20 protein-coding genes are annotated in these 23,760 nt (G+C 67.8%); 8 read left to right on the forward strand and 12 right to left on the reverse strand.

Features of this window, described 5'->3' with window-relative positions; all coding sequences use genetic code 11:
• Positions 1-375: 375 nt before the first annotated feature.
• From putA to FCU40_RS11275, 6 genes are all read left to right on the forward strand, one after another.
• Positions 376-3,474: a bifunctional proline dehydrogenase/L-glutamate gamma-semialdehyde dehydrogenase PutA gene (gene putA, locus FCU40_RS11250; protein ID WP_168074967.1), complete on the forward strand. Its 3,099-nt coding sequence runs from the start codon at positions 376-378 to the stop codon at positions 3,472-3,474.
• Between the two features lie 16 nt (positions 3,475-3,490).
• Positions 3,491-3,766, forward strand: coding sequence for a hypothetical protein (locus FCU40_RS11255; protein ID WP_004623114.1), 276 nt, complete (start codon positions 3,491-3,493; stop codon positions 3,764-3,766).
• Between the two features lie 129 nt (positions 3,767-3,895).
• A complete protein-coding gene (locus FCU40_RS23315; RefSeq protein WP_275052049.1) occupies positions 3,896-4,165 on the forward strand; it encodes a type II toxin-antitoxin system RelE/ParE family toxin in 270 nt (89 codons plus the stop codon).
• Positions 4,166-4,333: 168 nt separating this feature from the next.
• On the forward strand, positions 4,334-5,704 hold the full coding sequence (locus FCU40_RS11265) for an alpha/beta hydrolase (RefSeq protein ID WP_168074976.1): 1,371 nt from the start codon (positions 4,334-4,336) through the stop codon (positions 5,702-5,704).
• Positions 5,701-7,020, forward strand: a complete 1,320-nt coding sequence (locus FCU40_RS11270; RefSeq protein ID WP_168074978.1) for a mannanase — start codon at positions 5,701-5,703, stop codon at positions 7,018-7,020. Before FCU40_RS11265 ends, FCU40_RS11270 begins: the two co-directional genes overlap by 4 nt.
• A gap of 83 nt (positions 7,021-7,103) precedes the next feature.
• Positions 7,104-8,732, forward strand: coding sequence for a carboxylesterase/lipase family protein (locus tag FCU40_RS11275; RefSeq protein ID WP_168074980.1), 1,629 nt, complete (start codon positions 7,104-7,106; stop codon positions 8,730-8,732).
• On the opposite strand, the gene FCU40_RS11280 is transcribed toward FCU40_RS11275, so the two are convergent.
• The 9 genes from FCU40_RS11280 to FCU40_RS11320 all read right to left on the reverse strand — a co-directional run bounded on the left by FCU40_RS11280 (position 8,713) and on the right by FCU40_RS11320 (position 18,802).
• A complete protein-coding gene (locus FCU40_RS11280; RefSeq protein WP_168074982.1) occupies positions 8,713-8,868 on the reverse strand; it encodes a hypothetical protein in 156 nt (51 codons plus the stop codon). The genes FCU40_RS11275 and FCU40_RS11280 overlap by 20 nt on opposite strands.
• Before the next feature lie 77 nt (positions 8,869-8,945).
• Positions 8,946-11,429: an exo 1,3/1,4-beta-D-glucan glucohydrolase gene (locus FCU40_RS11285; RefSeq protein WP_168074984.1), complete on the reverse strand. Its 2,484-nt coding sequence runs from the start codon at positions 11,427-11,429 to the stop codon at positions 8,946-8,948.
• 348 nt (positions 11,430-11,777) lie between these two features.
• Positions 11,778-12,599: a flagellin gene (locus tag FCU40_RS11290; protein ID WP_004623125.1), complete on the reverse strand. Its 822-nt coding sequence runs from the start codon at positions 12,597-12,599 to the stop codon at positions 11,778-11,780.
• A 623-nt stretch (positions 12,600-13,222) separates the two neighbouring features.
• Complete coding sequence (locus FCU40_RS11295) at positions 13,223-14,047, reverse strand: flagellin (protein ID WP_168074986.1); 825 nt, start codon at positions 14,045-14,047, stop codon at positions 13,223-13,225.
• Between the two features lie 476 nt (positions 14,048-14,523).
• Entirely contained in the window at positions 14,524-14,895 is a 372-nt protein-coding gene (locus FCU40_RS11300; protein ID WP_168074988.1) for a hypothetical protein, read from the reverse strand.
• 56 nt (positions 14,896-14,951) lie between these two features.
• On the reverse strand, positions 14,952-16,532 hold the full coding sequence (gene serA / locus FCU40_RS11305; protein WP_004623128.1) for a phosphoglycerate dehydrogenase: 1,581 nt from the start codon (positions 16,530-16,532) through the stop codon (positions 14,952-14,954).
• A 131-nt stretch (positions 16,533-16,663) separates the two neighbouring features.
• Positions 16,664-17,839 carry a phosphoserine transaminase gene (locus FCU40_RS11310; RefSeq protein WP_168074990.1) on the reverse strand — a complete coding sequence of 392 codons (1,176 nt, stop codon included), beginning with the start codon at positions 17,837-17,839 and terminating at the stop codon, positions 16,664-16,666.
• Positions 17,840-17,974: 135 nt separating this feature from the next.
• A complete protein-coding gene (locus tag FCU40_RS11315; RefSeq protein WP_168074992.1) occupies positions 17,975-18,400 on the reverse strand; it encodes a hypothetical protein in 426 nt (141 codons plus the stop codon).
• Positions 18,401-18,457: 57 nt separating this feature from the next.
• On the reverse strand, positions 18,458-18,802 hold the full coding sequence (locus FCU40_RS11320) for a hypothetical protein (RefSeq protein ID WP_168074994.1): 345 nt from the start codon (positions 18,800-18,802) through the stop codon (positions 18,458-18,460).
• Between the two features lie 185 nt (positions 18,803-18,987).
• On the opposite strand from FCU40_RS11320, the gene FCU40_RS11325 reads away from it, so the two are divergent.
• Positions 18,988-20,877, forward strand: coding sequence for an ATP-binding protein (locus FCU40_RS11325; RefSeq protein ID WP_168074996.1), 1,890 nt, complete (start codon positions 18,988-18,990; stop codon positions 20,875-20,877).
• A gap of 21 nt (positions 20,878-20,898) precedes the next feature.
• Here FCU40_RS11325 and FCU40_RS11330 read toward each other — a convergent pair whose 3' ends face one another.
• Entirely contained in the window at positions 20,899-22,098 is a 1,200-nt protein-coding gene (locus tag FCU40_RS11330; RefSeq protein WP_168074997.1) for a glycosyltransferase, read from the reverse strand.
• 246 nt (positions 22,099-22,344) lie between these two features.
• Here FCU40_RS11330 and FCU40_RS11335 point away from each other — a divergent pair, with 246 nt between their 5' ends.
• On the forward strand, positions 22,345-22,689 hold the full coding sequence (locus FCU40_RS11335; RefSeq protein ID WP_004619959.1) for a hypothetical protein: 345 nt from the start codon (positions 22,345-22,347) through the stop codon (positions 22,687-22,689).
• A gap of 11 nt (positions 22,690-22,700) precedes the next feature.
• On the opposite strand, the gene FCU40_RS11340 is transcribed toward FCU40_RS11335, so the two are convergent.
• Both FCU40_RS11340 and FCU40_RS23320 read right to left on the reverse strand, forming a co-directional pair.
• Positions 22,701-23,522 (reverse strand): PhzF family phenazine biosynthesis protein, encoded by an 822-nt coding sequence (locus tag FCU40_RS11340; protein ID WP_168074998.1) that lies wholly within the window; start codon positions 23,520-23,522, stop codon positions 22,701-22,703.
• Between the two features lie 122 nt (positions 23,523-23,644).
• Entirely contained in the window at positions 23,645-23,746 is a 102-nt protein-coding gene (locus tag FCU40_RS23320) for a hypothetical protein (RefSeq protein ID WP_004619956.1), read from the reverse strand.
• Between the last annotated feature and the right edge of the window lie 14 nt (positions 23,747-23,760).

Raw genomic sequence — 23,760 nt, forward strand, 5'->3', positions numbered from 1 at the left:
TTCGAATAGCTTAGCGTTACACCTTCGATCGTTCCAGCCCCGCTTGGCGCCGCTCTCCTCCCTTGGGCGCCGGCGATACAGCCAGCCGCTGTCGGGCGGAACACACGCGACGCTCGCCCCTCTCCCCCTCAAGGGCGTCGCGCTAGAGAGGAAGGGGCGCGGCACTACTCCTCCCCCAGCGCGCGCCCCTTCCTCCCTCCCCTTTTTCGAAGCATTCTCGACCTCGAACGCGGCCGCGCGCGCCGGCGCGGCGTTGGAGCGAACGAAGATTTCCGGCGCTTTTTCCGAAGAACATCCGACGCCACAGGCCAACAAACGAAGCACCTTTGGCTTAAGTCACGTTAGACCGATGATATTCTAATCACGGGACCAACCATGACCAACTGGGCTGACTGGGACTCTCTGGACGACGGCAAGTATCGCGACGAAGCGGCGGTGATCGCCGACCTGCTGGCCAGGAAGCCCCTGTCCAGCGAGGACCGCGCGGCCGTCCGGGCCGAGGCCGAGGCCCTGGTCCGCGGCGCCCGCCGCAGCGTCCGCAAGCAGGGCGTGGTCGAAAGCTTCCTGCAGGAGTTCAGCCTGGGCACCCGCGAGGGCCTGGCCCTGATGTGTCTGGCCGAGGCCCTGCTGCGCACCCCCGACGACGAGACGCGCGACCGCCTGATCGCCGAGAAGATCGGCTCCGCCGACTGGGCCTCGCACCTCGGCGGCTCCGACAGCCTGTTCGTCAACGCCTCGACCTGGGGCCTGATGCTGACCGGCAAGATCGTCGAGCCCGACGCCGAGGCCCAGAAGGACCTGCCCGGCTTCATCAAGAAGCTGGCCGGGCGCATCGGCGAGCCGGTGATCCGCGCCGCCGTCGGCCAGGCGATCCGCATCATGGGCGAACAGTTCGTCCTGGGACGGACGATCGAGGCCGCGATCAAGCGCGCCGCGAACGAGGCGACCATGTGCTCGTTCGACATGCTGGGCGAAGGCGCCCGCACCGCCGCCGACGCCGCGCGCTACGAGAAGGCCTATGCCGACGCGATCGAGACCGTCGGCAAGCTGTCGAAGGGCGCGGGGCCGGAGAACGGCCACGGCGTGTCGGTCAAGCTCTCGGCGCTGTGCCCCCGCTACGAGGCCACGCACGAGGACCGCGTCTGGGAGGAGCTCTATCCCCGCACCCTGCGCCTGGCGAAGATCGCCGCCCAGCACGATCTGAACTTCACGATCGACGCCGAGGAAGCCGATCGCCTGGCCCTGTCGCTGAAGCTGCTGGACCGCCTGTGCCGCGAGCCCGAGCTTGGCGAATGGCGAGGCCTGGGCCTGGCCGTCCAGGCCTATCAGAAGCGCTGCGGCGAGGTGATCGCCCGCCTGACGGCCCTCTCCAAGGAGACCGGCCGCCGGCTGATGGTCCGCCTGGTCAAGGGCGCCTATTGGGACAGCGAGATCAAGCGCGCCCAGGTCGCCGGCCGTCCGGACTATCCGGTCTACACGACCAAGCCGGCCACCGACCTGTCGTACCTGGTCAACGCCAAGGCCCTGATCGACGGCGCTCCGCACCTCTACGCCCAGTTCGCCACCCACAACGCCCACACCCTGGCGGCCGTGGCGCGGATGGCCAAGAACGCCGGCGTCAAGATCGAGCACCAGCGCCTGCACGGCATGGGCGAGGCTCTCTACCAGGCCGCCGAGGAGCTTTATGACGGCGTCACCCTGCGCGCCTACGCCCCCGTCGGCGGCCACGAGGACCTGCTGCCCTATCTGGTCCGCCGCCTGCTGGAGAACGGCGCCAACACCAGCTTCGTCCACGCCCTGCTGGACGAGCGGGTGCCGGTGGAAAAGGTCGTGGTCGATCCGATCGACGAGGTCGAGGCCCACCCCGATCGCCACGCCAAGATCCCGACGCCGATCGAGGTCTACGGCCCCCGCCGCCGCAACAGCGCCGGCCTCGATCTGTCGGTCAGGGCCGACCGCGCGCGCCTGGAAGCCTCGGTCGTCGTCCTGGACGCCCTGACGCTGTCGGCCGGTCCGCTGATCGACGGCAAGGTCGTGGCGGGCGGCGCGCCGCTGCCGGTGATCGCCCCGGCAAACGACCGCAAGGTGGTCGGCGCGGTCTCCGAGGCGCAGGCCCCGCAGATCGACGAAGCCTTCCGCCTGGCCCGCGCCGCGCAACCGGCCTGGGACCAGGCCGGCGGTCCCGCCCGCGCCCAGGTGCTGCGCGCCATGGCCGACGCGCTCGAGACCAATATCGACCGCCTGATCGCCCTCCTGGCCCGCGAGGCCGGCAAGACGCTAAGCGATGGGATCGCCGAGGTCCGCGAGGCGGTCGACTTCTGCCGCTACTACGCGACGCTGGCCGAGGACCAGTTCGGCGAGGCCCAAGTTCTGAAAGGCCCGGTCGGCGAGACCAACAGCCTGCGCCTGGCCGGGCGCGGCGTCTTCGTCTGCATCAGCCCCTGGAACTTCCCGCTGGCCATCTTCACCGGCCAGATCGCCGCCGCCCTGGCCGCCGGCAACGCCGTGCTGGCCAAGCCCGCCGAGCAGACGCCGCTGATCGCCTCGGAAGCCGTGAAGCTCTATCACGCCGCCGGGCTCGACCCGCGCCTGCTGGCCCTGCTGCCGGGTCGCGGCGAGACCGTCGGCGCGGCCCTGGTCGCCCACGAGAGCCTGGACGGCGTCGCCTTCACCGGCGGCACCGACACCGCATGGCGGATCAACCAGACCCTGGCCGCGCGCCAAGGCCCGATCGTGCCGTTCATCGCCGAGACCGGCGGCCTGAACGGCATGTTCGTCGACACCACGGCCCAGCGCGAACAGGTGATCGACGACGTGATCGTCAGCGCCTTCGGCTCGGCCGGCCAGCGCTGCTCGGCCCTGCGCCTGCTGTTCCTGCCCGAGGACACCGCCGACCATATCATCGACGGCCTGAAGGGCGCGATGGACGCGCTGGTGCTGGGCGACCCGGCCAAGGCCGTCACGGATGTTGGCCCCGTCATCGACGCCGAGGCCAAGGAGGCCCTGGTCGCCCACCAGGCGCGCCTGGCCAAGGAGGCCAAGATCCTGCACGCCCTCGCCGCCCCGGCCGGCGGGACCTTCTTCGCGCCGGTCCTGGCCGAGATCCCCAGCGCCGACTTCCTGGAGCGCGAGGTGTTCGGCCCGATCCTGCACGTCGTCCGCTACAAGCCCGAACGCCTCGAGCAAGTGGCCGGCGCCCTGGCGGCGCGGCGCTATGGCCTGACCCTGGGCGTCCACTCGCGGATCGAGCGCTTCGCCGCCGACGTCCAGCGGCTGGTTCCGGCCGGCAACGCCTACGTCAACCGCTCGATGACCGGCGCGGTCGTCGGCGTCCAGCCGTTCGGCGGCGAGGGCCTGTCGGGCACCGGCCCCAAGGCCGGCGGCCCCCACGCCCTGCTGCGCTTCGCCGTGGAGCGCGCGGTCAGCGTCAACATCACCGCCCAGGGCGGCGACCCGGCGCTGCTGAATCTGTGATTTGACTCCGAAGGCCATGGACGAGACCCTTTCGTCCATGGCCGATGGTTTCGATATCCATGTCAGCGCTGAGCGCGCCGCCAAGCTGAAGGCTTTGGCGGATCAGCTCGACATGTCCGCGGAAGATTACGCCGCCCTGCTCATCGACCGCGAAATCGACCAAGCCGCGCGGCCTTCGATCGATCCGGATCCCGCGATCGATCGCGCCATCCTCGACCACGCCAAGCGCACGAGCCAGTTCGCGTCATGGCCGGATGTGCGCGACGGCCTTCTCGCCCGCCATCGACGCTAGAGCCCTTTCCGATCTGATTGATCCAATCAGATCGGATAAAAAGGGCTCTAAATCAAAAGTTTAGAGCATTTTCGATCCGATAACCGTTTCACACTTATCGGAAAATGCTCTAGTCGCCTGGCACGCCCGATTTACCTCGCGGAGGCGGCCCGGCGCGATATCGAACGCCTGCATGACTGGCTGTTCGAGAAGAACCGGCACGCCGCCCTGCGATTGATCGAAGTCCTGCAAGATCACCTCGAGAGCCTGGCCGACTTCTCCGATCGGGGGCGCTCGATCGGCGAGGGCATCCGCGAACTGGTCGTCCCGTTCGGCGGCTCGAACTCTGTGATCCGCTACGAGGTCGATCCGGACAGCGTCTTCATCGCCCGGATCTGGCATGGGTTGGAGAGACGCTAGAGCGTGATAGCCGAAAGTGTAAGCGGTTTCGGCGGTTATCACGCTCTAAATGTTTGATTTATAGCCTTATTTTTCCGCTCGAATGATTCCATTCGAGCGGATAAGGCTCTAGACGACACGCTCCGGTCGTGGCCATCATCCCGCCGCCATAGGGTGGAGTTCCGAACCATGCGTTTCCTGCCGCGCGCCATTGTCGCCGCCGCGCTCCTCGCGCCCGCCGTCGCGGCGGCGCAAGTCGAGCCTATCGTCGGGGACTGGTACGGGACGCTTCAGGCGCCGGGCGCGGCGCTGCCGCTCGTCTTCCACATCAAGGCCGACGGGACCGCGACGTTCGACAGCCCCGCCCAGCACGCCCAGGGCCTGGCCGCGACGGCGACCGTGGTCGACGGCAAGGTCAGCGTAACGCTGCAAGCCATACACGCCGGATTTCAGGGGGCGGCCTCGGCCGACGGCAACAGCCTGACGGGCGTGTGGACCCAGGGCGACTTGCCGCTGACCATGACCCGCACGGCGCCGGCCGCCGCGCCGGCCCCGAAGCGTCCGCAGACGCCCAAGCCGCCCTTCCCCTATCGCGCCGAGGACGTCACCTACGTCAATCCGGCCTCGGGCCTGAAACTGGCCGGGACCCTGACCCTGCCGCGGGGCTCGGGCCCCTTCCCCGCCATTCTGCTGATCACGGGCTCGGGCACGCAGGACCGCGACGGGACCGTCTTCGATCACAAGCCGTTCCTGCTGATCGCCGACGCCCTGACACGGCGCGGCGTGGCGGTGCTGCGCGTCGATGATCGCGGCGCGGGCGGATCGGAAGCCGGCGACATCGCCAAGGCGACCTCGGCGAGCTTCGCCACCGACGTCGCGGCGGGCGTCGCCTTCCTGCGCGGCCGCCAGGACATCGATCCGGCCCGCATCGGCCTGATCGGCCACAGCGAGGGCGGCATGATCGCGCCCCTGGTCGCGGCCCAGGACCCCCGCATCGCCTTCCTGGTGCTGATGGCCGCCCCCGGCGTCGATGGGGTGGAGCTGCTGTTGTCGCAGAACCGCGCCATCGCCGAGGCCTCTGGCGCGCCGCCCACGGCGGTCGAAGCGATGCTGAAGAGCAAACGCGCCTGGTTCGAGGCCGCCCGCGACGCCCGGAACGAGGACGACGGCCGCGTCCGCCTGAACGCCGTGTTGGACCGCCAAGGCGCGCCGGTCGGCGCGCCAACGCGGGCCCAGGTTCTGAGCCTCGCGGCGCCCTGGTGGCATTACACCCTCAACACCCGGCCCGCGGACGCATTGAAACAGATCAAGGTTCCGGTCCTGGCGATCGGAGGCTCGAAGGACCTGCAGGTTCCAGCCGCCGCCAACCTGGCCGCGATCAAGACCGCCCTGGCCGGCGATCGGGACGTCACCACACGTGAGCTTCCCGGCCTGAACCACCTGCTCCAGACCGCCGGCACAGGGCTGCCAGACGAATACGGAACGATCGAGGAAACCATGGCTCCCGTCGCCCTGAGCACGATCGTCGACTGGACCGTGGCCCACGCGGCGAGGAAATGACCGCCTCGCGCCGCCAGTTGCTCCACGGCCTCGCGGCGCTGCCCGCGCTCGGCGCGGCGCGTCCGGCGCCGGGCTTCGTCACGGTGCGGGATGGTCGCCTGAGCCTCGACGGCAAGCCGTATCGCTTCGTCGGCGCGAACCTCTGGTACGGGGCCTGGCTGGGCTCGGACGGCCCCTCCGGAGACCGCGCGCGCCTGGCGCGGGAACTGGATCGGCTGAAGGCCCTGGGCGTCACCAATCTGCGCGTCCTGGGCGCGGGCGAGCGCTCGCCGGCCAAGGCCGCCGTCGCGCCCACGATGCAGGAGACGCCCGGCGTCTATGACGAGGCGCTGCTGCGCGGCCTCGACACGCTGCTGGCCGAGCTGGCGCTTCGCGACATGAAGGCGGTGATCTATCTGAACAACTTCTGGGACTGGTCGGGCGGGATGCCGGCCTATCTGAACTGGGCGGGCGACGGCCCCTGGTTCCAGGCGGGAGACCCCAACCATCCGTGGCCGGAATATGCGGACTATTCGGCCCGCTTCTATGGCGACGCCAAGGCCAACGCGCTGTTTCGCCGCTACCTGCGCGCCCTGGTCGGCCGTCGCAACAGCGTGACCGGTAAGGCCTATCGCGACGACCCGACGATCATGGCTTGGCAGCTGGCCAACGAGCCGCGCCCGGGCGGCAGCGAGGCGTTCGGACTGGCCAACCTGCCCGCCTATTACCGCTGGATCGCCGACACCTCGGCGATCATCAAGACCCTAGACCCGCGCCACGTGGTCTGCACCGGCAGCGAGGGGGCCGTGGGCTGCCTTGAGCGCGAGGCCTGCATGGTCGAGGCCCACAGGCCCGCGACGATCGACTACGTCACCCTGCATGTGTGGCCCAACAACTGGGGCTGGATCGACGCCCGCAACCAGCCGACGACCTACGCCGCCGGCGAGGCGCGATGCCGCGACTACGTCACCCGCCACATCGCCCTGGCCAAGGCCCTGAACAAGCCGCTGGTCATCGAGGAGTTCGGCCTGGCCCGCGACGGCCGCGCCTTCGCGCCCGGCTCGGCGACGACCGACAAGGACCGTTTCTACCGCGCGGTGTATGATCTGGCCCTGGCCGACATGCGGGCCGGCGGGCCGGTCGCCGGGACCAACTTCTGGGCCTGGAACGGCGAGGGCCGCGCCCAGCACCGCGACGCCTGGTTCGCCGAGGGCGACCGCGCGTTCGTCGGCGATCCGCCGCAAGAGGAGCAAGGGCTTTACGGCGTGTTCGACACGGACGCCTCGACCCTGGCGGTCATCAAGGCCCACGCGGACGCGGTGCGGGGATTGGTCTAACAACGTGGCCAGGGGGATTGTCACCGGTGTCATTCATGATACCGGTTGGCGCAAGGACGCGCGGACAAGCGTCGGAGGAAACCTTGGACACCCGTCGTCGCACCCTGATCACTGGCGCCGCCGCCCTGGCGGCCTATGCCGCCCTGCCGCGCGCCGGCTTCGCCGCCGAGGCGCGCTCGCCGGTGGTGGCGACGACGAACGGTAAGGTGCGCGGCTATCGCGACGGCGAGGTCAGCGTCTTCAAGGGCCTGCGGTACGGCGCCGACATGGGCGGCGCGCGGCGCTTTTCGCCGCCGGTCGCCCCCGAGCCCTGGACCGACGTCAAGGACGCCCTCGCCTACGGTCCCGCCGCGATGCAGCCGGGCAAGGGCGAGGATGGCGAGACGCTGTCCGAGGACTGCCTGTTCCTCAATGTCTGGACGCCCGCCGTCCTCGAGAAAAAGGGGCCGGGCAAGAGCGGGCTCGCCGACGGCGGCAAGCGGCCGGTGATGGTCTACATCCACGGCGGCGCCTATAACGGCGGCTCGGGCGCCTCGCCCTGGTACGAGGGAACCAAGCTCGCCAAGCGCGGCGACGTGGTGGTGGTGACGGTCAACCACCGCCTGAACGCCTTCGGCTATCTCTATCTGGCCCGTCTCTTCGACGATCCCTCGGTGGCCGACAGCGGTAATGTCGGCCAGCTGGACCTGGTCCTGGCCCTGCGCTGGGTGCGCGACAACATCGCCGCGTTCGGCGGCGATCCGGGCCGGGTCATGCTGTTCGGACAGTCGGGCGGCGGGGCCAAGATCGCCACCCTGATGGCCATGCCCGCCGCCAAGGGCCTCTTCCACCGCGCCGCCACCATGAGCGGCCAGCAGGTCACGGTCGGCGGCCCGTTCAACGCCACCCGCCGCGCCAAGGCGTTCCTCGACAAGCTGGGGATCAAGGACCTGGCCGCCCTGCGCGCCCTGCCCGCCGACCAGATGCTGAACGGCCTGAAGGCGATCGACCCCATCGCCGGCTCGGGCGGGGTCTATATGGGTCCGGTGCTGGACGAGCGCGCCCTGGACCGCCACCCGTTCTTCCCCGACGCCGCCCCGACGGGCCTGTCCGTGCCGATGATGTGCGGCAACACCCACGACGAGACCAAGGGCTTCATCGGCTGGGACGCCAAGGCCTTCCCCAGGACCTGGGACGAGGTGATCGCCCGCCTGCCGGCCCAGTTCAACGCCCGCATCGACATCGATCCCGAGACGGTGGTGGCCTTCTACCGCGAGACCTATCCGAGCTATTCGCCGGCGGACGTCTATTTCGCCGCCTCGACGGCCGGGCGCTCGTGGAAAGCGGCCATCCTCCAGGACGAGGCGCGCGCCAGGGCCGGCGCCCCGGCCTACGCCTATCAGGTCAATTGGAAGTCGCCGATCCAGGGCGGGATCTTCGGCGCGCCGCACACCATCGACATCGGCCTGGTGTTCGGCACGCTGGACGCCAAGGGCTCGATCGTCGGGACGGGGCCGGAGTCCGTGGCCATGTCGAACACGATGAGCGACGCCTTCATCGCCTTCGCCCGGACCGGCGATCCGAATGGCGGCGCCCTGCCCCGGTGGGAGCCCTATGCCCTGCCCCGCCGCCAGACCATGATCTTCGACACCGTGTCGCGAATGGAGGACGACCCGCGCGGCGCCGAGCGCGCGTTCTTCGACCGCGTGCCGTTCACTCAGTTCGGGACTTGACCTCGTAGGGCGGCGGCGTCGGCAGATGCTGGATCAGGATCTTCGCCGTCAGATCGGTCTCGGACGCGATCGGCGGCGGCTCGCCGAAGACCGCCAGCCATAGCTCGATCCAGGCCTGACGCACGTCGTAATCCACCGGACGCCTCCTTTCCGAAGAAGGAAATCGTCCGACGGATCAAGAGGTTGCTGGTTAAGGCGCGTTAACCGAGAAAGCTATCGCGCTCTGGCCGGGCAGACCGCTCCGGCCGGGTCGGTCGTCAGTCGGACCTCGGCGATCGACAGCTTGAAGGTCCCGGCGGTGGCCAGCTCGAACGGCGCGGCGACCTTGGTCACGTCGGTCCCGGCGGCCTGGAAGCACTTCAGCGGGATCTTGAGGCTGGACCACCGGCCGATCGGCGCGCCCGCCGGCGGGGTGACGTCCAGGCGTCCCGCGCCCATCGCCAGGGTCACCGGCGCCGAGGCCGGGACGTCCACGCGGTAGTCGAAGCTCAGCGCCATCTCCGCATTGGTCTGGAACGACAGGTCCAGCGGCTTGTCGCCGACGATCGACAGCGAGGCCGGAACGTCGCCGGCGAAGGTGATCTGGCGTCCCGCCTCCTGCACGCCGCCGGCGTCGACCGGCGCGATCTGGACCGAGGTGGTCGGCGCGATCTGGAACGCGAACGGCGCGGGCGTCTTGCCGCCCACGAAGTAGCTGACGACGTTGTCGGACACCGCCTTGACGCCGGAGACCTCCGACAGCCTTCCGACCTCTCCCGGCTTGGCGTAGCTCAGGCCATAGCCGTAGGCGAACAGCGGATCATAAGGCTTGTCGCCCCGGTTCAGGCGGAACTGGTCGGCGCGCTTGGGCCAGCTGAACGACAGCTTGCCGGTGAAGTCGGCGCGCGGCTTGCCCGCCTTGTCGCCGATCAGCACGTCGGCGATCCCGCCGCCCTCCGAGCCGGGCAGCCAAGCGGCCACGAAGGCGTCGGAGGCGTTGATCTCGGGATTGACCCACAGCGGACGGCCGCCGAGGAACACCGACACCACCTTCACGCCCCGCGCCTTCAGGCTCTTGAGCAGGGCCAGGTCGGTCTTGGCGCCCGGCTGGTATTCCAGCGAGGTCTTCAGGTCGCCGACACCTTCCGCATACGGATTTTCACCGAAGACGACGATGGCCACGTCCGGCGTCTGGTCGAACTGGCCGTCGACCGATAGCGTCGCGTGGCCGCCGCCGGCCTCGATCGCCGTCTTCAGGCCCGACCAGATGGACTCGGCGTTGGGGAAGTCGGCGTTGGTGTTGCCCGTGCCTTGCCACGACAGGGTCCAGCCGCCCGACTGCTTGCCGATGTCGTCGGCGCCCGAGCCGGCGACCAGCACGTGGGCGCTGCTCTTCACGGGCAGGACGCCGTCGTTCTTCAGCAGGACCAGCGACTTGCGCACCGCCTCGCGGGCCAAGGCGCGGTGTTCGGGCGCGCCGATCACGCCCTCGCGCCCCTCATAGGGCCGCGCGGCCTGGAACAGCCCCAGCTTGGCCTTGACCCGCAGGATGCGGCGAACCGCGTCGTCGAGGCGCGCCATCGGAATGACGCCCGACTTCACCTCGGCCAGGGTGTTGTCATAGAGCCCCTTCCAGCTGTCGGGAGCCATGAACATGTCGAGGCCCGCGTTCAGCGCGGCCGGGCAGTCGGTCGGCTTGCAGCCCGGAACCTGGCCGTGGCCGTTCCAGTCGCCGACCACGAAGCCGTCGAAGCCCATGCGGCCCTTCAGCACGTCGGTCAGCAGGCTCTTAGCGCCGTGCATCTTCTGGCCGTTCCAGCTGGAGAACGAGGCCATGATCGTCAGGGTCCCCGCGTTGATGGCCGGCGGATAGCCCTGGGCGTGGATCTTGATCAGTTCGTCTTCCGAGACTCGCGCGTCGCCTTGGTCGTGGCCGTCCCGCGTGCCGCCGTCGCCCAGGAAGTGCTTGGCGCTGGCGGCCACGTGACCCTGCTGGATGACGCCGTCCTTGCCGCCCGTATAGGGACCGACCGCCCCCTGGATGCCCAGGATCATCTGGCCGGCATAGGCGCGGACGATCTCGGGATCCTCCGAATAGCCCTCGTAGGCGCGGCCCCAGCGGTCGTCGCGCGGCGTGGCCAGGGTCGGTCCGAACGCCCAGTCGAAGCCGGCGGCGGAGGTCTCCAGCGCCGTGGCGGCGCCGATGCGGCGGATCAGCGCCGGATCATGCGCCGCGCCCAGCGCGATATTGTGCGGAAAGAGCACGGCCCCGACGACATTGTTGTCGCCATGCACCGCGTCGATGCCGAACATCAGCGGAATGGGGGTTCCGCCCGGCCGGCGCGCGGCCGCCTCGCGGAAGGCGCGGGCCGTATCGACCCAGGGCTTCTGGGGCGAGCGATCCGGCGCGCCCAGCGGCGGCGAACTCCCCCCGGCCAGGATCGAGCCCAGGGGATAGACGAGCAGGTCCTCGGGCTTGATGTGGGCGATGTCGGCCTGGATGACCTGGCCGACCTTTTCCTCGACGGTCAGCCTGGACATCAGCGCCGTGACGAAGGCTTCGGTCGCCGGATCGACCAGGCCCTGGCTCTTGGCCGCCGGCCAGAGGGCGGGATGAGCCGTGCTCGCGGGACCGTTTTGCGCGGCGGCCGCGCCGGACAGAACGGTGGACGCCAACAGAGCGGCGACGCGGAGGGTCCTGGTGTTCATACTCCCCAACTCTTGTCGTTCGCGGTCCTGCGCCGCGCAGGACAACGTTGTCATAGGCCGCGACGACGATCCATAGGCTTCATTTTGTACGACCAATGGGCGGTCTTCCGGGTTTTTCGGTCCCGGAGCGCCGGTCGGAGCGCATCTATTTGACAGCGCTAACAATCTTCGCCGGACTCGCCCCCAAGCGCCGACGATCCAACGGCGCGGTCGCGGAGAAATAATCCTTTCCGCCACGGCGGCCAGGCCGGTCGCCCGGCCCGCTAGTCCGCGCCGGCGGAGCGAATCGCGGCGGACAGCGCGTAAAAAAGGGCGGGTCCAGGACCCGCCCTTCCAGGAATCGAAGAGTGTTTCGACTTAGCGGAACAGGCTCAGGATCGAGGAGCTGGAAGCGTTGGCGATCGACAGCGCCTGGACGCCCAGCTGTTGCTTGGTTTGCAGCGATTGCAGCTTGGCGCTTTCCTTGGCCAGGTCGGCGTCCACCAGGTTGCCGACACCGGCGTTCAGGCTGTCTTGCAGCTTGCCGACGAAGGACAGGTGGGTGTCGAGACCGGTCGAGGACGTGCCCAGCGAAGCCAGCTTGTTGGTCGCGGTCTGCAGGGCGTTGCTGATCGTGGTGATCATCGTCTTGGCCGAGGCCGCGTCGGTGAAGGTCGACGAAGCGCTGAGGCCAATGCCGCCCAGCGACAGGGTCTGGGCGTTGACGGTGAAGCCCGAACCGTCCGAGTTGGCCAGGAAGGTCAGCTTGGAGGTCGTGCCGTCGGCGACGCTGACGCCGTTGAACTTGGAGTTCGTGGCGGCCTTGGTGATCTGATCGCGCAGCGACTCGAAGTCGGCCTTGAGGGCGTTGAACGAGGCGGTGTTCAGCGAGGTGTCGGAAGCGGCCAGGGCCTTCGACTTCATCTGACCCAGCAGGTTGGTGATGGTGTCACCGGCCGCCAGAGCGACGTCGATGGTCGACTGGCCGCGTTGCAGCGAGTCCTTCACCGAGTTCAGGCTGTCGGCGGTGGCCTGTTGGTTCTTGGCGGTGGCCCAGATCGCGCCGTTGTCCTTGGCGCTGCCCACCTTCTTACCGGTGCTGATGCGCTGTTGGACGGTGGCCAGCTCGCCGCTGGTCGCGTTGAGGTTTTGCAGCGCGATGAGCGCGTTGTTGTTCGTGTTGATGCTGTTTAGCGCCATGACGAAACACTCCTATTCGAGGTGTCCCGACGTCGTTTTGACGTCGGCGGGCATTTTGCCCAACGTCTGGTATCCGCGAACTAGATTTCCATTTCGTTTAAGACACAATGTCGCACGGCCAATATCGCGAACTCATTCCGTTAATAGTTGACTCAGGAAACGCCCCGCCCAGAGCCCCTAAAACCAGTTCGCTTGTCTCAAAATGGCACATTTTGCCTAGTGAAAATCGGACGGAGACTCTAGCTAGGCAAGTTCGGCCGAGGCCTTTAGAGTCTAGGCGGACTCAGTGTCTGGCGGGTAGGCAAAAACGGCCAAAACCCCCGCGCGATCGGTATCCCGAACGCTCTCCTGGAGGTTCCGAAAGCGCGACCCGCGCCAGGCCCAAGCGCCGAAAGCGAGGCCGCGTCGAGGTTGAGCGTCGGCGACGTCGCGGCGACCGCCTCCTCTCTTGAAAGCGCTAAGGCGAGGGCGACCGCGGGCTTGGCTCGCGCGAAATCCCTCGTCCCGAGCGTGTCGAGGGACGCGCTTTTTTCTCCGAACCGGCGACCAGGTGTGAACGGCCAAAAGAAAAGGGAGCGGATCCTAGGACCCGCTCCCTTCTGGCCTGGCTTTGATGAGGCGGCTTAGCCGCGGAACAGGCTCAGGATCGACGAGGACGACTGGTTGGCGATCGACAGCGCCTGGACGCCCAGTTGCTGCTTGGTTTGCAGCGATTGCAGCTTGGCGCTCTCGGTGGCCATGTCGGCGTCCACCAGATTGCCGACGCCGGCGTCGAGGCTGTCTTGCAGCTTGCCGACGAAGGTCAGGTGCGTGTCGAGACCGGTCGAGCTGGTGCCCAGCGAGGCCAGCTTGTTCGTGGCGGTCTGCAGGGCGTTGCTGATCGTGGTGATCATCGCCTTGGCCGAGGCCGCGTCGGTCATCGTGGTCGAGGCCGACAGGCCCAGGCCCGCCAGCGACAGGGTCTTGGCGTCGACGGTGAAGCCCGAGCCGTCCGAGTTGGCCAGGAAGGTCAGCTTGGAGGTCGTGCCGTCGACGACGCTGACGCCGTTGAACTTGGCGTTGGTGGCGGCCTTGGTGATCTGATCGCGCAGCGACTCGAAGTCGGACTTCAGGGCGTTGAACGAGGCGGTGTTCAGCGAGGTGTCCGACGCGGCCAGGGCCTTGTCCTTCATCTGGCTGAGCAGGTTGGTGATGGTGTCCCCCGCCGCCAGGGCGACATCGATCGTGGACTGACCGCGTTGCAGCGAGTCCTTGACCGAGTTCAGACTGTCGGCGTTCGCCTGCTGGGTCGTGGCCATCGCCCAGATCGCGCCGTTGTCCTTGGCGCTGGCGATCTTCTTGCCTGTACTGATGATGCTCTGAGTTTGCGCCAGCTGCGCGGCCGTGGCGTTCAGATTTTGCAGGGCGATCATCGCGCCCGTGTTCGTATTGATGCTGTTCAGCGACATTACGAGGGTTCCTTTTCAAGGTGAACCCCAGCGTCTTTTTGGCGCCAGGGAGGCGTTTTGCCCGCGCCAAGCATCCGACCGCTCGATTACCGACTCCTTTAAATTATCCAGAGTCTAGACGAGTCAATCTGGACTATATTCAACCACCAATACATTTTACATTTCGTCATGAACCAGGAAATCGCCTCATTTCGCCACAACGAGAGCCAATTTTGACTGAAATGTGGCAATTTTATTTCTCAAGGTTTCCAAGATTCTCAGCTCAGTGAGAAAACAAGGTAAACGAACGCGCGCGCGCGAAACATCGCTCAACGCCGGCGCGAAACGCCGCGTCGTGAAAAAATTCGACCGAAGACGGATTTTTTTTCGCGCCTCGCCCGCTGGACAACCCAAGCGATTGGCAATCGCGGACTTTGCTCCAGCCCGGATGCGGCCGAAGCCGGCGCGGTTTCGCGACCGAAGCGTCGGAGCGCGCTCTAAACCCTGGCCCGTTCCAGCCAGCGGTTGACGAGGATCGGTCCGCAATAGAAGCCGATGCCGCAGACGTCGGCGATCACGTCGAACGGGTCGCAGTCGCGGTTGATCACCGGCAGGGCCTGCAACAGCTCGATGGCGATCCCGAGGCCCAGCAGGGCCAGGCCAATCTTCCAGTACCGGCTGCGGGGCAGCGCGATCGTCGCCAGGAAGGTCAGGCCATAGAAGACGATAAAGTGCTTGGCCTTGTCCCAGGGGATCAGGCCGGCGGTGTCGTCGCCCGGCGCCAGGGCCGCGTAGAGGGTGAAAGCCACGGCCGCCAAGAAGGCCGCCAGGCCCAGCTTGTTGATCTTGCGGGGAATGAACAGCGACATGCGGGGCCTTTGAAATAAAGATCCTCCCCCGCGTCGCGAGGGAGGATCCATTATCCTCAGAACGTCAGCGCGCGCGCTTCCTTGACGTGCGGCAGGGCCTGGATCTTGGCCAGCAGGGCCGCGTCCGGGGCCTGGTCGACGCCGACCAGGGCGATGGCGTCTTCGTCGGCGGCCATGCGGCCCAGGTTGAAGGTGGCGATGTTGACGCCGGCCTCGCCCAGCAACATGCCCAGCGCGCCGATGAAGCCCGGCTTGTCCAGGTTGTTGATGTACAGCATGGCCGGCGAGAAGCCCGCGTCCAGCTCCATGCCCTTGACCTCGACGATGCGCGGCGCGCCGGCGATCACCGTGCCGGCGAAGGCGCGCTTGCCCTTCTCGGTGGTGATGGTCACGCGCATCAGGCTGTCATAGGTGGGGCTGACCTCCTGGCGGCTCTCCGAAACGGTGACGCCGCGCTCCTTGGCCACGGCCGGAGCCGAAACCATGTTGATCTCGGCCAGCATCGGCTTCAGCACGCCGGCCAGGGCCGCCGAGGTCATCGGTTTGACGTTCAGGTTCGAGACCTCGCCCTCATAGGCGATGTCGATGGCCTTGATGCCGAAGTCGACCATCTGGCCGGCCAGGGCGCCGATCTTCTCGGCCAGGGCGACGAACGGCTTCAGCTTCGGGGCTTCTTCCGCCGTGATCGACGGGCTGTTCAGGGCGTTGGTCACCGCGCCGGTCAGCAGGTAGTCCGAAACCTGTTCGGCGACCTGCAGGGCGACGTTCTCCTGCGCCTCGCTGGTGCTGGCGCCCAGGTGCGGGGTGGCCACGACCTTGTCCGAGCCGAACAGCGGGTTTTCCTTGGCCGGTTCGGTGACGAAGACGTCGAAGCCGGCGCCGGCCACGTGGCCCTCGTCCAGCAGCTTGCGCAGCGCGACCTCGTCGACCAGGCCGCCGCGGGCGCAGTTGACGATCAGCACGCCCTTCTTGGTCTTGGCCAGGTTCTCGGCCGACAGGATGTTGCGGGTCTTGTCGGTCAGCGGGGTGTGCAGGGTGATGACGTCGGCGCGGGCCAGGAGATCGTCCAGCTCCACCTTCTCGACACCGATCTCGACGGCGCGTTCCGGCGACAGGAAGGGGTCGTAGGCCACGACCTTCATCTTCAGGCCCAGAGCCCGGTCGGCGACGATCGAGCCGATATTGCCGGCCCCGATCAGGCCCAGGGTCTTGGCGTAGAGCTCCACGCCCATGAAGCGGTTCTTCTCCCACTTGCCGGCCTGGGTCGAGACGTCGGCGGCGGGGATCTGGCGGGCCAGGGCGAACATCATGGCGATGGCGTGCTCGGCCGTGGTGATCGAGTTGCCGAACGGCGTGTTCATCACCACGATGCCCTTGGCCGTGGCGGCCGGGATGTCGACGTTGTCGACGCCGATGCCGGCGCGGGCGATGACCCGCAGCTTGTGGGCGGCGGCGATGACGTCCTTGTCGAGCTTGGCGCCCGAGCGGATGGCGATGCCGTCATAGTCGCCGATCACGGCGATCAGCTCGTCCTTCGAGAGGCCGGTCTTGATGTCGAAATCGACGCCGCGGTTCTTGAAGATGTCGACGGCGGCGGGGCTGAGCTTGTCGGCGATGAGGACGCGAGGAGCGGTCATGGAGTCAGTCTCCGAATATCGGGCCCTTCCCCCTCGATGGGGGAAGGGTTGGGATGGGGGTGCTTGCTGAGGTGGCGGGGGATCACCCCCACCCCTGCCCCTCCCCCATCAAGGGGGAGGGAGGGCGCGAGTTAAGCGGCGACCAGTTCGGCCGAGACGGTGGCGAAGGCCCAGTCGAGCCAGGGCGTCAGGGCCTCGAGATCCGAAGCCTCCACCGTGGCGCCGCACCAGATGCGCAGGCCGGCCGGGGCGTCGCGATAGCCGCCGATGTCGAGGGCCGCGCCCTCCTTTTCGAGCAGGCTGGCCAGCTTCTTGGCGAAGTCGGCCTGGGCCTCTTCCGGCAAGGCCGTGATCTTGGGATCCACGACCTTCAGGCACACCGAGGTGTTGGAGCGGATGTCCGGCGTGGCGGCCAGGAAGTCGACCCACGGGGTCTTGGCGACCCAGTCGGCCAGCACGGCCAGGTTCTGGTCGGCGCGGGCCTGCATGGCCTGGAGACCGCCGATCGACGAGGCCCACTTCAGGGCGTCCAGCGCGTCCTCGACGCAGAGCATCGACGGGGTGTTGATCGTCGCGCCCTCGAAGATGTCGGCGGCGATCTTGCCGTTCTTGGTCATGCGGAACAGCTTCGGCATCGGCCAGGCCGGCGTGTAGCTTTCCAGGCGGGCCACGGCGCGCGGCGACAGGATCAGGATCCCGTGCGCGCCCTCGCCGCCCAGCGCCTTCTGCCAGGAGAAGGTCACGACATCGAGCTTGGCCCAGTCGAGTTCCTGGGCGAAGGCCGCCGAGGTGGCGTCGCAAATCGTGATGCCTTCACGGTCGGCCGAGATGAAGTCGGCGTTGGGCACGCGCACGCCAGAGGTCGTGCCGTTCCAGGTGAAGACCAGGTCCTTGGCCGGATCGACCTTGGACGTGTCGGGCAGCTGGCCATACGGGGCGCTCAGCACCTCGACGTCGGGCAGCTTCAGTTGCTTGGTGACGTCCGTGACCCAGTCCTTGCCGAAGGACTCGAAGGCCAGCAGTTGGACGGGACGCGCGCCCAGCATCGACCACATCGCCATCTCGACGGCGCCGGTGTCCGAACCGGCCACGATGCCGATCAGGAAGTCGGCGGGAACTTCCAGCACTTCGCGCGTCTGGTCGATGGCGGCCTTCAGGCGCGCCTTGCCCAGCTTCGACCGGTGCGAGCGGCCGAGGACGGCGTTTCTGAGATTTTCGGGGGTCCAGCCAGGCCTTTTGGCGCAAGGCCCGGAAGAGAACTCGGGACGCGCCGGGCGGATCGCCGGCTTGGCGAGGGTCGTGGTCATAGCGATGTCTCCCATCCTTACAGATGGACTGCATCCCGTTGGGGGGATGTGGCCCGCCGGCGAAAAACCGCGTTTCGGGAGAGATTGCAAGAAAAGATTTTGCGGACCGACGAAGTCATCGTCCGCCCTCGGCAATTATTTTGCGGAGGCGCGGCGTCGCCGCCAGGCCAGCAGCGTGCCGACCAGAATGCACAACAGCACGCCGATGGAGTCCAAGTTGTTGACCATCGCATAGGTATTGTCGCGCGCCAGGCCGCCGACCAGATAATAGGCATGGAGGCTGAACTGGATACCCTGCAGCAGCATGGCCACGCCCAGCCAGGCGCTCATGTAACGCAGGGCCAGGAAAAGAAATCCGCCGCCGATCGCCCCCTCGCCCAACAATAGCAATATGGACCCCAAGCTCGCCGAAGCGTTTTGATGGACCAAAACCGTATAGAGCGCGCCTGTCAGAAAAATCGCCACGCCATAGCGTTCGGCCCGGCCGCCTTTCCAGCAAGCCAACGCCAGGACGATAACCAGCACCGCCCAACCTATCCAGGCTGCGATCAAGGGACTCATAATTAAGGCCTCTAACCGGAATTAGAGGCCTTAAGTATTAAACTATTGCAATGTTGCTTAGATCGCTTCGCGTTGGTTAGCGACTTCACGGAGACCAGTGGTCTGACCGCTGTCGCCCTTTTCGAAGCCGATCATCTTGGTGCGGATGCCCAGACGCAGCTTCACATTGTCCAATTCGCCGTGAGCATCGACGACCGCCGTGCGAGCGCTCGCGAGCGCTTGAACGGCCTCGGCGAACTTGGCGCTGACGCCATTGCCCACCACCGCCGACAGACCCAAGTCCTTACGGGCCTGAACCAGCTCGGCCATCATTTCCGTGACTTCCACGATCGCCGCGTCGACCGCCGCTTCAGTGGCATAAAGCTTGTTAGCCACGCGCTGAGCAACAAAAACCTTTTCCAAGACCCGCCTCCGTTAACGAAACACTAATGGAATAGGTAAATAGATCGTTAAGGGAAAGGCAATCATAAAGTGTGTGTTAGCGATGATTTGTCGCGCGCGCTCGGAACGTGGAAGCGAAGCGTTAGGGAGATTGTGGAACGCTACGCCTTGATTGGGTCTCCTCTTGATTGAGTCGACAACGCCGCATGAGTGAAAGTCACAACCATAGCGGGTCCACCCTCGCCCCGTTGCAGGCGAGAATCGCGGGTGTCGCCCTGGCGACGACCGTCCTCGCCCTGGTGGCCGCTTGTTTGTGCTTCATGTTGCAGCAGTGGAGCGTCGCGCGGCAGGAAGCCCGCGCCAATCACGAGATCCTGGCCAAGATGGCCGCCGCCGGCGCCGCCGCGCCGCTGGCCGATCACAACATGGTCGGCGCCTACCGCGCCCTGGAGGCCGTGGCCAAGGCGCCCGGCGTCGCGGGCGTGCGCATCAGCGACGAACAGGGCCGCGTCGTGGCCCAGCTGGGCCCGGCCGATCTCGCCGACGTCGACACGCTGAGCCGCCCGATCAAGCTGGGCGCCCAAAGGGTGGGCACGCTGGTGCTGCTGGCCGAGCATCCCGGCCTGGGCCAGACCCTGGCCCGCGACCTGGCCCTGACCGGCGCCCTGTTCTTCGGCGCCGCGGGCCTGGCGATCCTGCTGGCCAACAGCCTGGCCCGCCGCCTGGCCAAGCCCATGGAGCGCCTGTCCGAGGCCATGCACGAAACCGCCGTCGGCGGGCGCTACAAGCCCGTGGACCAGTGCGCCGACGACGACGTCTTCCACAGCCTGACCGCCAGCTTCAACCATCTGGTGGCGCGGCTGGAGACCAATGACGAGGACCTGCGCGGCGCCATGGCCGAACTGGTCCGCGCCCGCGACGACGCCAACGCCGCCAACGTGCTGAAATCGCACTTCCTGGCCAATATGAGCCACGAGATCCGCACCCCGCTGAACGGCGTGCTGGCCATGGCCGACATCATGGCCATGGGCGAACTCACCGACCCGCAGCGCGAGCGCCTGAGCGTGATCCGCGAGTCGGGCGCCGTGCTGCTCAGCGTCCTGAACGACGTGCTGGACCTGTCCAAGATCGAGGCCGGGCGGCTGGAGATCGAGGACCGCCCGTTCGACATCGTCCAGCTGGCCCAGTCGGTGCGCGAGGCCTATGCGCCCCAGGCGCTGGAAAAGGGACTCGCCTTCGAGGTCGCCGTCGCCCCCGAGGCCCAGGGCCTGTGGCGCGGCGACGCCGACCGTCTGCGCCAGATCCTGGGCAATCTGGTCTCCAACGCCCTGAAGTTCACCCTGGAAGGCGCGGTCGCCGTGCGCTTCGCCTCGGCCGAGGACGGCGACGGCCTGCGCATCGACGTGGCCGACACCGGCATCGGCATCGCGCCCGACATCCTGCCGCGCCTGTTCGACAAGTTCGTCCAGGCCGACAGCTCGACCACCCGCCGCTTCGGCGGCTCGGGCCTGGGCCTGGCCATCTGCCGCGAACTGGCCAACCTGATGGGCGGCACGATCAAGGTGCAGAGCCGCGAGGGTCGGGGCTCGACCTTCACTGTCCTGGTCAGCACGCCGCGCGAGGAGACCCTCACCGAGGTCCACTATATCGACGACGAGCAGCCCTCGCTGGCGGCCGTTCCGCGCGCCCCCTCCGTCGCTCGCCCGCGCGTGCTGGCCGCCGACGACAATCCGACCAATCAGAAGGTGGTCGAGGCCGTGCTGGCGCCGCTGAACGCCGAGGTGACCCTGGTCGCGGACGGCGCGGCCTGCGTCGAGGCCTGGAAGGCCGGCGACTACGACATCGTGCTGATGGACATCCACATGCCGGTGATGGATGGCGTGGAGGCCGCCCGGGCCATCCGCGCCCTGGAAATCGCCGAGGGCCGCGCCCGCACGCCGATCGTGGCCGTGACCGCCAACGCCCTGGCCCACCAGGTCGAGGGCTATCTGGCCGCCGGCATGGACGGCCACGTCGCCAAGCCGATCGAGGTCACCAAGCTCTACGACGCGATCGAGACCGCCATCGCCGCCGCCCGCATGGCCCGAGCGGCCTAGAGCACGTCTCGAGGCCGAGCCTCAAGCCTCCGCCGTCGCTTCCGTCGCCCGCGTCGTCATTGGGGATTGCTCGGCGGACGTCCAGGTCAGCGCGGGGCGTCCGGCCAAGCCCGCCATCAGGTCGAGATAGGCCGCGCCCGAGCGCTCGATGGTGAAGCGCGCGGCCTGGGCCCGCATCGCCGCCACGTCGCGGGGCCATCGCAGGATCCTTTGCATCGCCCCAGCCAGCGCCTCGACGTCGCCGGGCGGGGTCAGGTCGCCCAGCCGGCCGTGGTCCAGCAGCTCGGCCATGCTGACGCAGCAATCGGTGGCCACGATCGGCGTTCCGGCCGCCAGCGCCTCGATGACCACGGCCGGAACCCCTTCGTAGCGCGAGGACAGCACGAAGACGTCGGCCCGCCGCAGCCAGCCCGAGGTGTCGGGCACATGGCCGACCAGCTCGACCCGGTCAGCGACGCCCAGCGTCTGGATCAGCTCGGTCAGACGCCCCCGCTCGGGCCCCTCGCCCAGGATCACCAGGCGGTCCCGCGCCCCCGCGAAGCAGGCGAAGGCGCGGATCAGCAGGCCGAAATCCTTCTGCGGATTCAGCCGGCCGACCCCGAGGAAGAGACGCCCCTCGCCGGGCGCGCGCGTCCGTTCGCCGGACGCGATGTCGGCCTGGCGGATGGCCGGATCCTCGACGATGGCCACGCGCTCGGGCGGCAGGTCCAGCGCCGCGATCATCTCGGGGCGCATCGGCTCGGCCAGCCCCACGAAACGCTGGATATGAAGAGCCTGAATCCGAAGCCACAGACGGTAAAGCGCGCCCATCCAGGGCGAGAAGTCCTTGCGGTCCAGGCTGTTGCTGATCTTGCAGACGATGGGCGGACAGCGCCGCCCCAGCAGCAGCCGCACCAGCACGGCGACGATCGCGTAGGTGTTGCCGGCGCAGAACAGGACGTCGGGGTTCTCGCGCAGGATCGCCGCCGTCAGGTAAGGGACCATCCAGACCGACTCGAAGGCCACGGCCGGCGGAAAGCGCGGCGCGAACAGGTAGCGCACGGCGTCGGAGGCCTCCTCGGCCAGGGGGCCGTCCCGCCGGCCCATCACGGTCACGACCTCGCAGCCCGCCTCCGCCCAGGCCCCGGCCAGCCGAAGCGCCACGCGCTCGACCCCGCCCGGCTGGAAGCTGTGCAGAAAGGTCATGATCGCGAGACTGCGCGACGGTTTGAGCGCGTTCATCACCCCTCCGGCGAACGGATCGACATTCCGACTAAGGATCACCCCCAACCGACGAGAGCGGGCCCACGGCCAAGATTACGGACGCTCGACGACGGTTCTGCTGGCGTTGACGCCACCGAGGCTCGGGTCCCTCAAACATGAACGGAACATAACGAGCGGCTCAGAACCGCTTCAGGCGACGCGTGTTTTCCTATCCCCATCGTCGCGATCGCCCGCGACACCCCATTTCGAAAGGAACCCGAACCGATGAAGAAGATCCTGATCTCGCTCACCGCGGTCTCGGCCCTGGCGGCCGTCACCCTTCCCGCCGTCGCCTCGGCGCAGTCGCTGTACGATCGACGCGACAATCTGGAGCGCCGCATCGACTGGGGCGTGCGCTCGGGCCAGCTGACGCGTGGCGAGGCCTGGCGTCTGCGCGGCGAGCTGCGCGACACCGCCCGCCTGGAGCGCGACTATCGTCGCGGCGGCCTGACCGGCTGGGAACGCGCGGACCTGGACCGTCGCTACGATAATATCAGCGCCCGCATCCGCTACGAGCGTCATGACAACCAGTACGGCTATGGCTACGGCCGCGGCCCGGGTCGCTGGTAAGCGGAAGGCCTTTAAGCCGGCTCCACCCGGAGCCGGCTCTCGATGACCGTGACGCCGCGGCCGCGCAACAGAACGCGCGCGCCGCGGCTTTCGCATTCCAGATCGCCGCCCCGGCCGGGATAGGCCTGATGGAACCTCAGGACCGCCTGGCCCAGGCGCTCGCCGAACAGCGGCATCAGGATGCAGTGCGCCGAGCCGGTGGTCGGATCCTCGGGAATGCCGGCGGCCGGCGCGAAGAAGCGGCTGACCACCGAATAGGGCTGGCCCGGATCGGCCAGGGCGACGACCACGGTCTGGCCCGCCCCGTCGCGCGCCTCGCCGGCGATGCGGCCCAGCGCCGCCAGGTCGGGCGTCAGCCCTCGCACCGTCGCCTCGTCCTTCAGCACCGCGATCAGATAGGCCCCGGCCCAGACCTCGGTCGGCGCGACGCCCAGGGCTTCGGCCAAGCCCTCGGGAACGGGCGTCCGATGGGGCGGATCGGCGGGGAAGTCCATCTCCAGCCGCTCGCCGTCGCGCCGCACCGTCAGCGGTCCAGACAGGGTGTCGAAGGTCAGCAAGGGAACGTCGACGCCCATTTCGGCGAACAGCGCGTGGGCCGCCGCCAGGGTGGCGTGGCCGCACAGCGGCGCCTCGCGCGTCGGGGTGAACCAGCGCAGGCCAAAGCGCGCCGGATCCTTGGTCTTCAGCAGATAGGCCGTCTCGGCCTGATTGTTCTCGGCCGCCAGGGCCTGCAGTCCGTCATCGGACGGCCAGGCGTCGAAGGGCTCGACCACGCAGGCGGGATTGCCCTTGAACGGGCCGCTGGCGAAGGCGTCGATGGTCCACTGGCGCATGGGGAAACTCCCGCGAAATCCAATGGTCATCGCTGTTATGCGCGGCGGGAGGCCGGCGCAAAGCCTTTATTGTCCCGGTGACAATCGCGCGGCCCGCCGCGCGCCATAGAGCTTGAACAGCCCTATTTCATGTTCACCCGGATGTAGGTCACGAACAGCGTCAACGCGAAGGCCGAGAACGCCGCCACGACCAGACCCAGATAAGCCTCTTGTCCGCCCGACATATTCCATCTCCTCT

The organism is Caulobacter sp. SSI4214, assembly GCF_012184455.1.
GTDB lineage: Bacteria > Pseudomonadota > Alphaproteobacteria > Caulobacterales > Caulobacteraceae > Caulobacter > Caulobacter vibrioides_E.

Bases quoted from the DNA above. Each gene is read 5' to 3' on its own strand.
- putA (WP_168074967.1), top strand. From the start codon at position 376: ATGACCAACTGGGCTGACTGGGACTCTCTGGACGACGGCAAGTATCGC.
- FCU40_RS11255 (WP_004623114.1), top strand. From the start codon at position 3,491: ATGGACGAGACCCTTTCGTCCATGGCCGATGGTTTCGATATCCATGTC.
- FCU40_RS11265 (WP_168074976.1), top strand. From the start codon at position 4,334: ATGCGTTTCCTGCCGCGCGCCATTGTCGCCGCCGCGCTCCTCGCGCCC.
- FCU40_RS11270 (WP_168074978.1), top strand. From the start codon at position 5,701: ATGACCGCCTCGCGCCGCCAGTTGCTCCACGGCCTCGCGGCGCTGCCC.
- FCU40_RS11290 (WP_004623125.1), bottom strand. From the start codon at position 12,599: ATGGCGCTAAACAGCATCAACACGAACAACAACGCGCTCATCGCGCTG.
- FCU40_RS11295 (WP_168074986.1), bottom strand. From the start codon at position 14,047: ATGTCGCTGAACAGCATCAATACGAACACGGGCGCGATGATCGCCCTG.
- FCU40_RS11300 (WP_168074988.1), bottom strand. From the start codon at position 14,895: ATGTCGCTGTTCATTCCCCGCAAGATCAACAAGCTGGGCCTGGCGGCC.
- serA (WP_004623128.1), bottom strand. From the start codon at position 16,532: ATGACCGCTCCTCGCGTCCTCATCGCCGACAAGCTCAGCCCCGCCGCC.
- FCU40_RS11310 (WP_168074990.1), bottom strand. From the start codon at position 17,839: ATGACCACGACCCTCGCCAAGCCGGCGATCCGCCCGGCGCGTCCCGAG.
- FCU40_RS11315 (WP_168074992.1), bottom strand. From the start codon at position 18,400: ATGAGTCCCTTGATCGCAGCCTGGATAGGTTGGGCGGTGCTGGTTATC.
- FCU40_RS11325 (WP_168074996.1), top strand. From the start codon at position 18,988: ATGAGTGAAAGTCACAACCATAGCGGGTCCACCCTCGCCCCGTTGCAG.
- FCU40_RS11330 (WP_168074997.1), bottom strand. From the start codon at position 22,098: ATGAACGCGCTCAAACCGTCGCGCAGTCTCGCGATCATGACCTTTCTG.
- FCU40_RS11335 (WP_004619959.1), top strand. From the start codon at position 22,345: ATGAAGAAGATCCTGATCTCGCTCACCGCGGTCTCGGCCCTGGCGGCC.
- FCU40_RS11340 (WP_168074998.1), bottom strand. From the start codon at position 23,522: ATGCGCCAGTGGACCATCGACGCCTTCGCCAGCGGCCCGTTCAAGGGC.
- FCU40_RS23320 (WP_004619956.1), bottom strand. From the start codon at position 23,746: ATGTCGGGCGGACAAGAGGCTTATCTGGGTCTGGTCGTGGCGGCGTTC.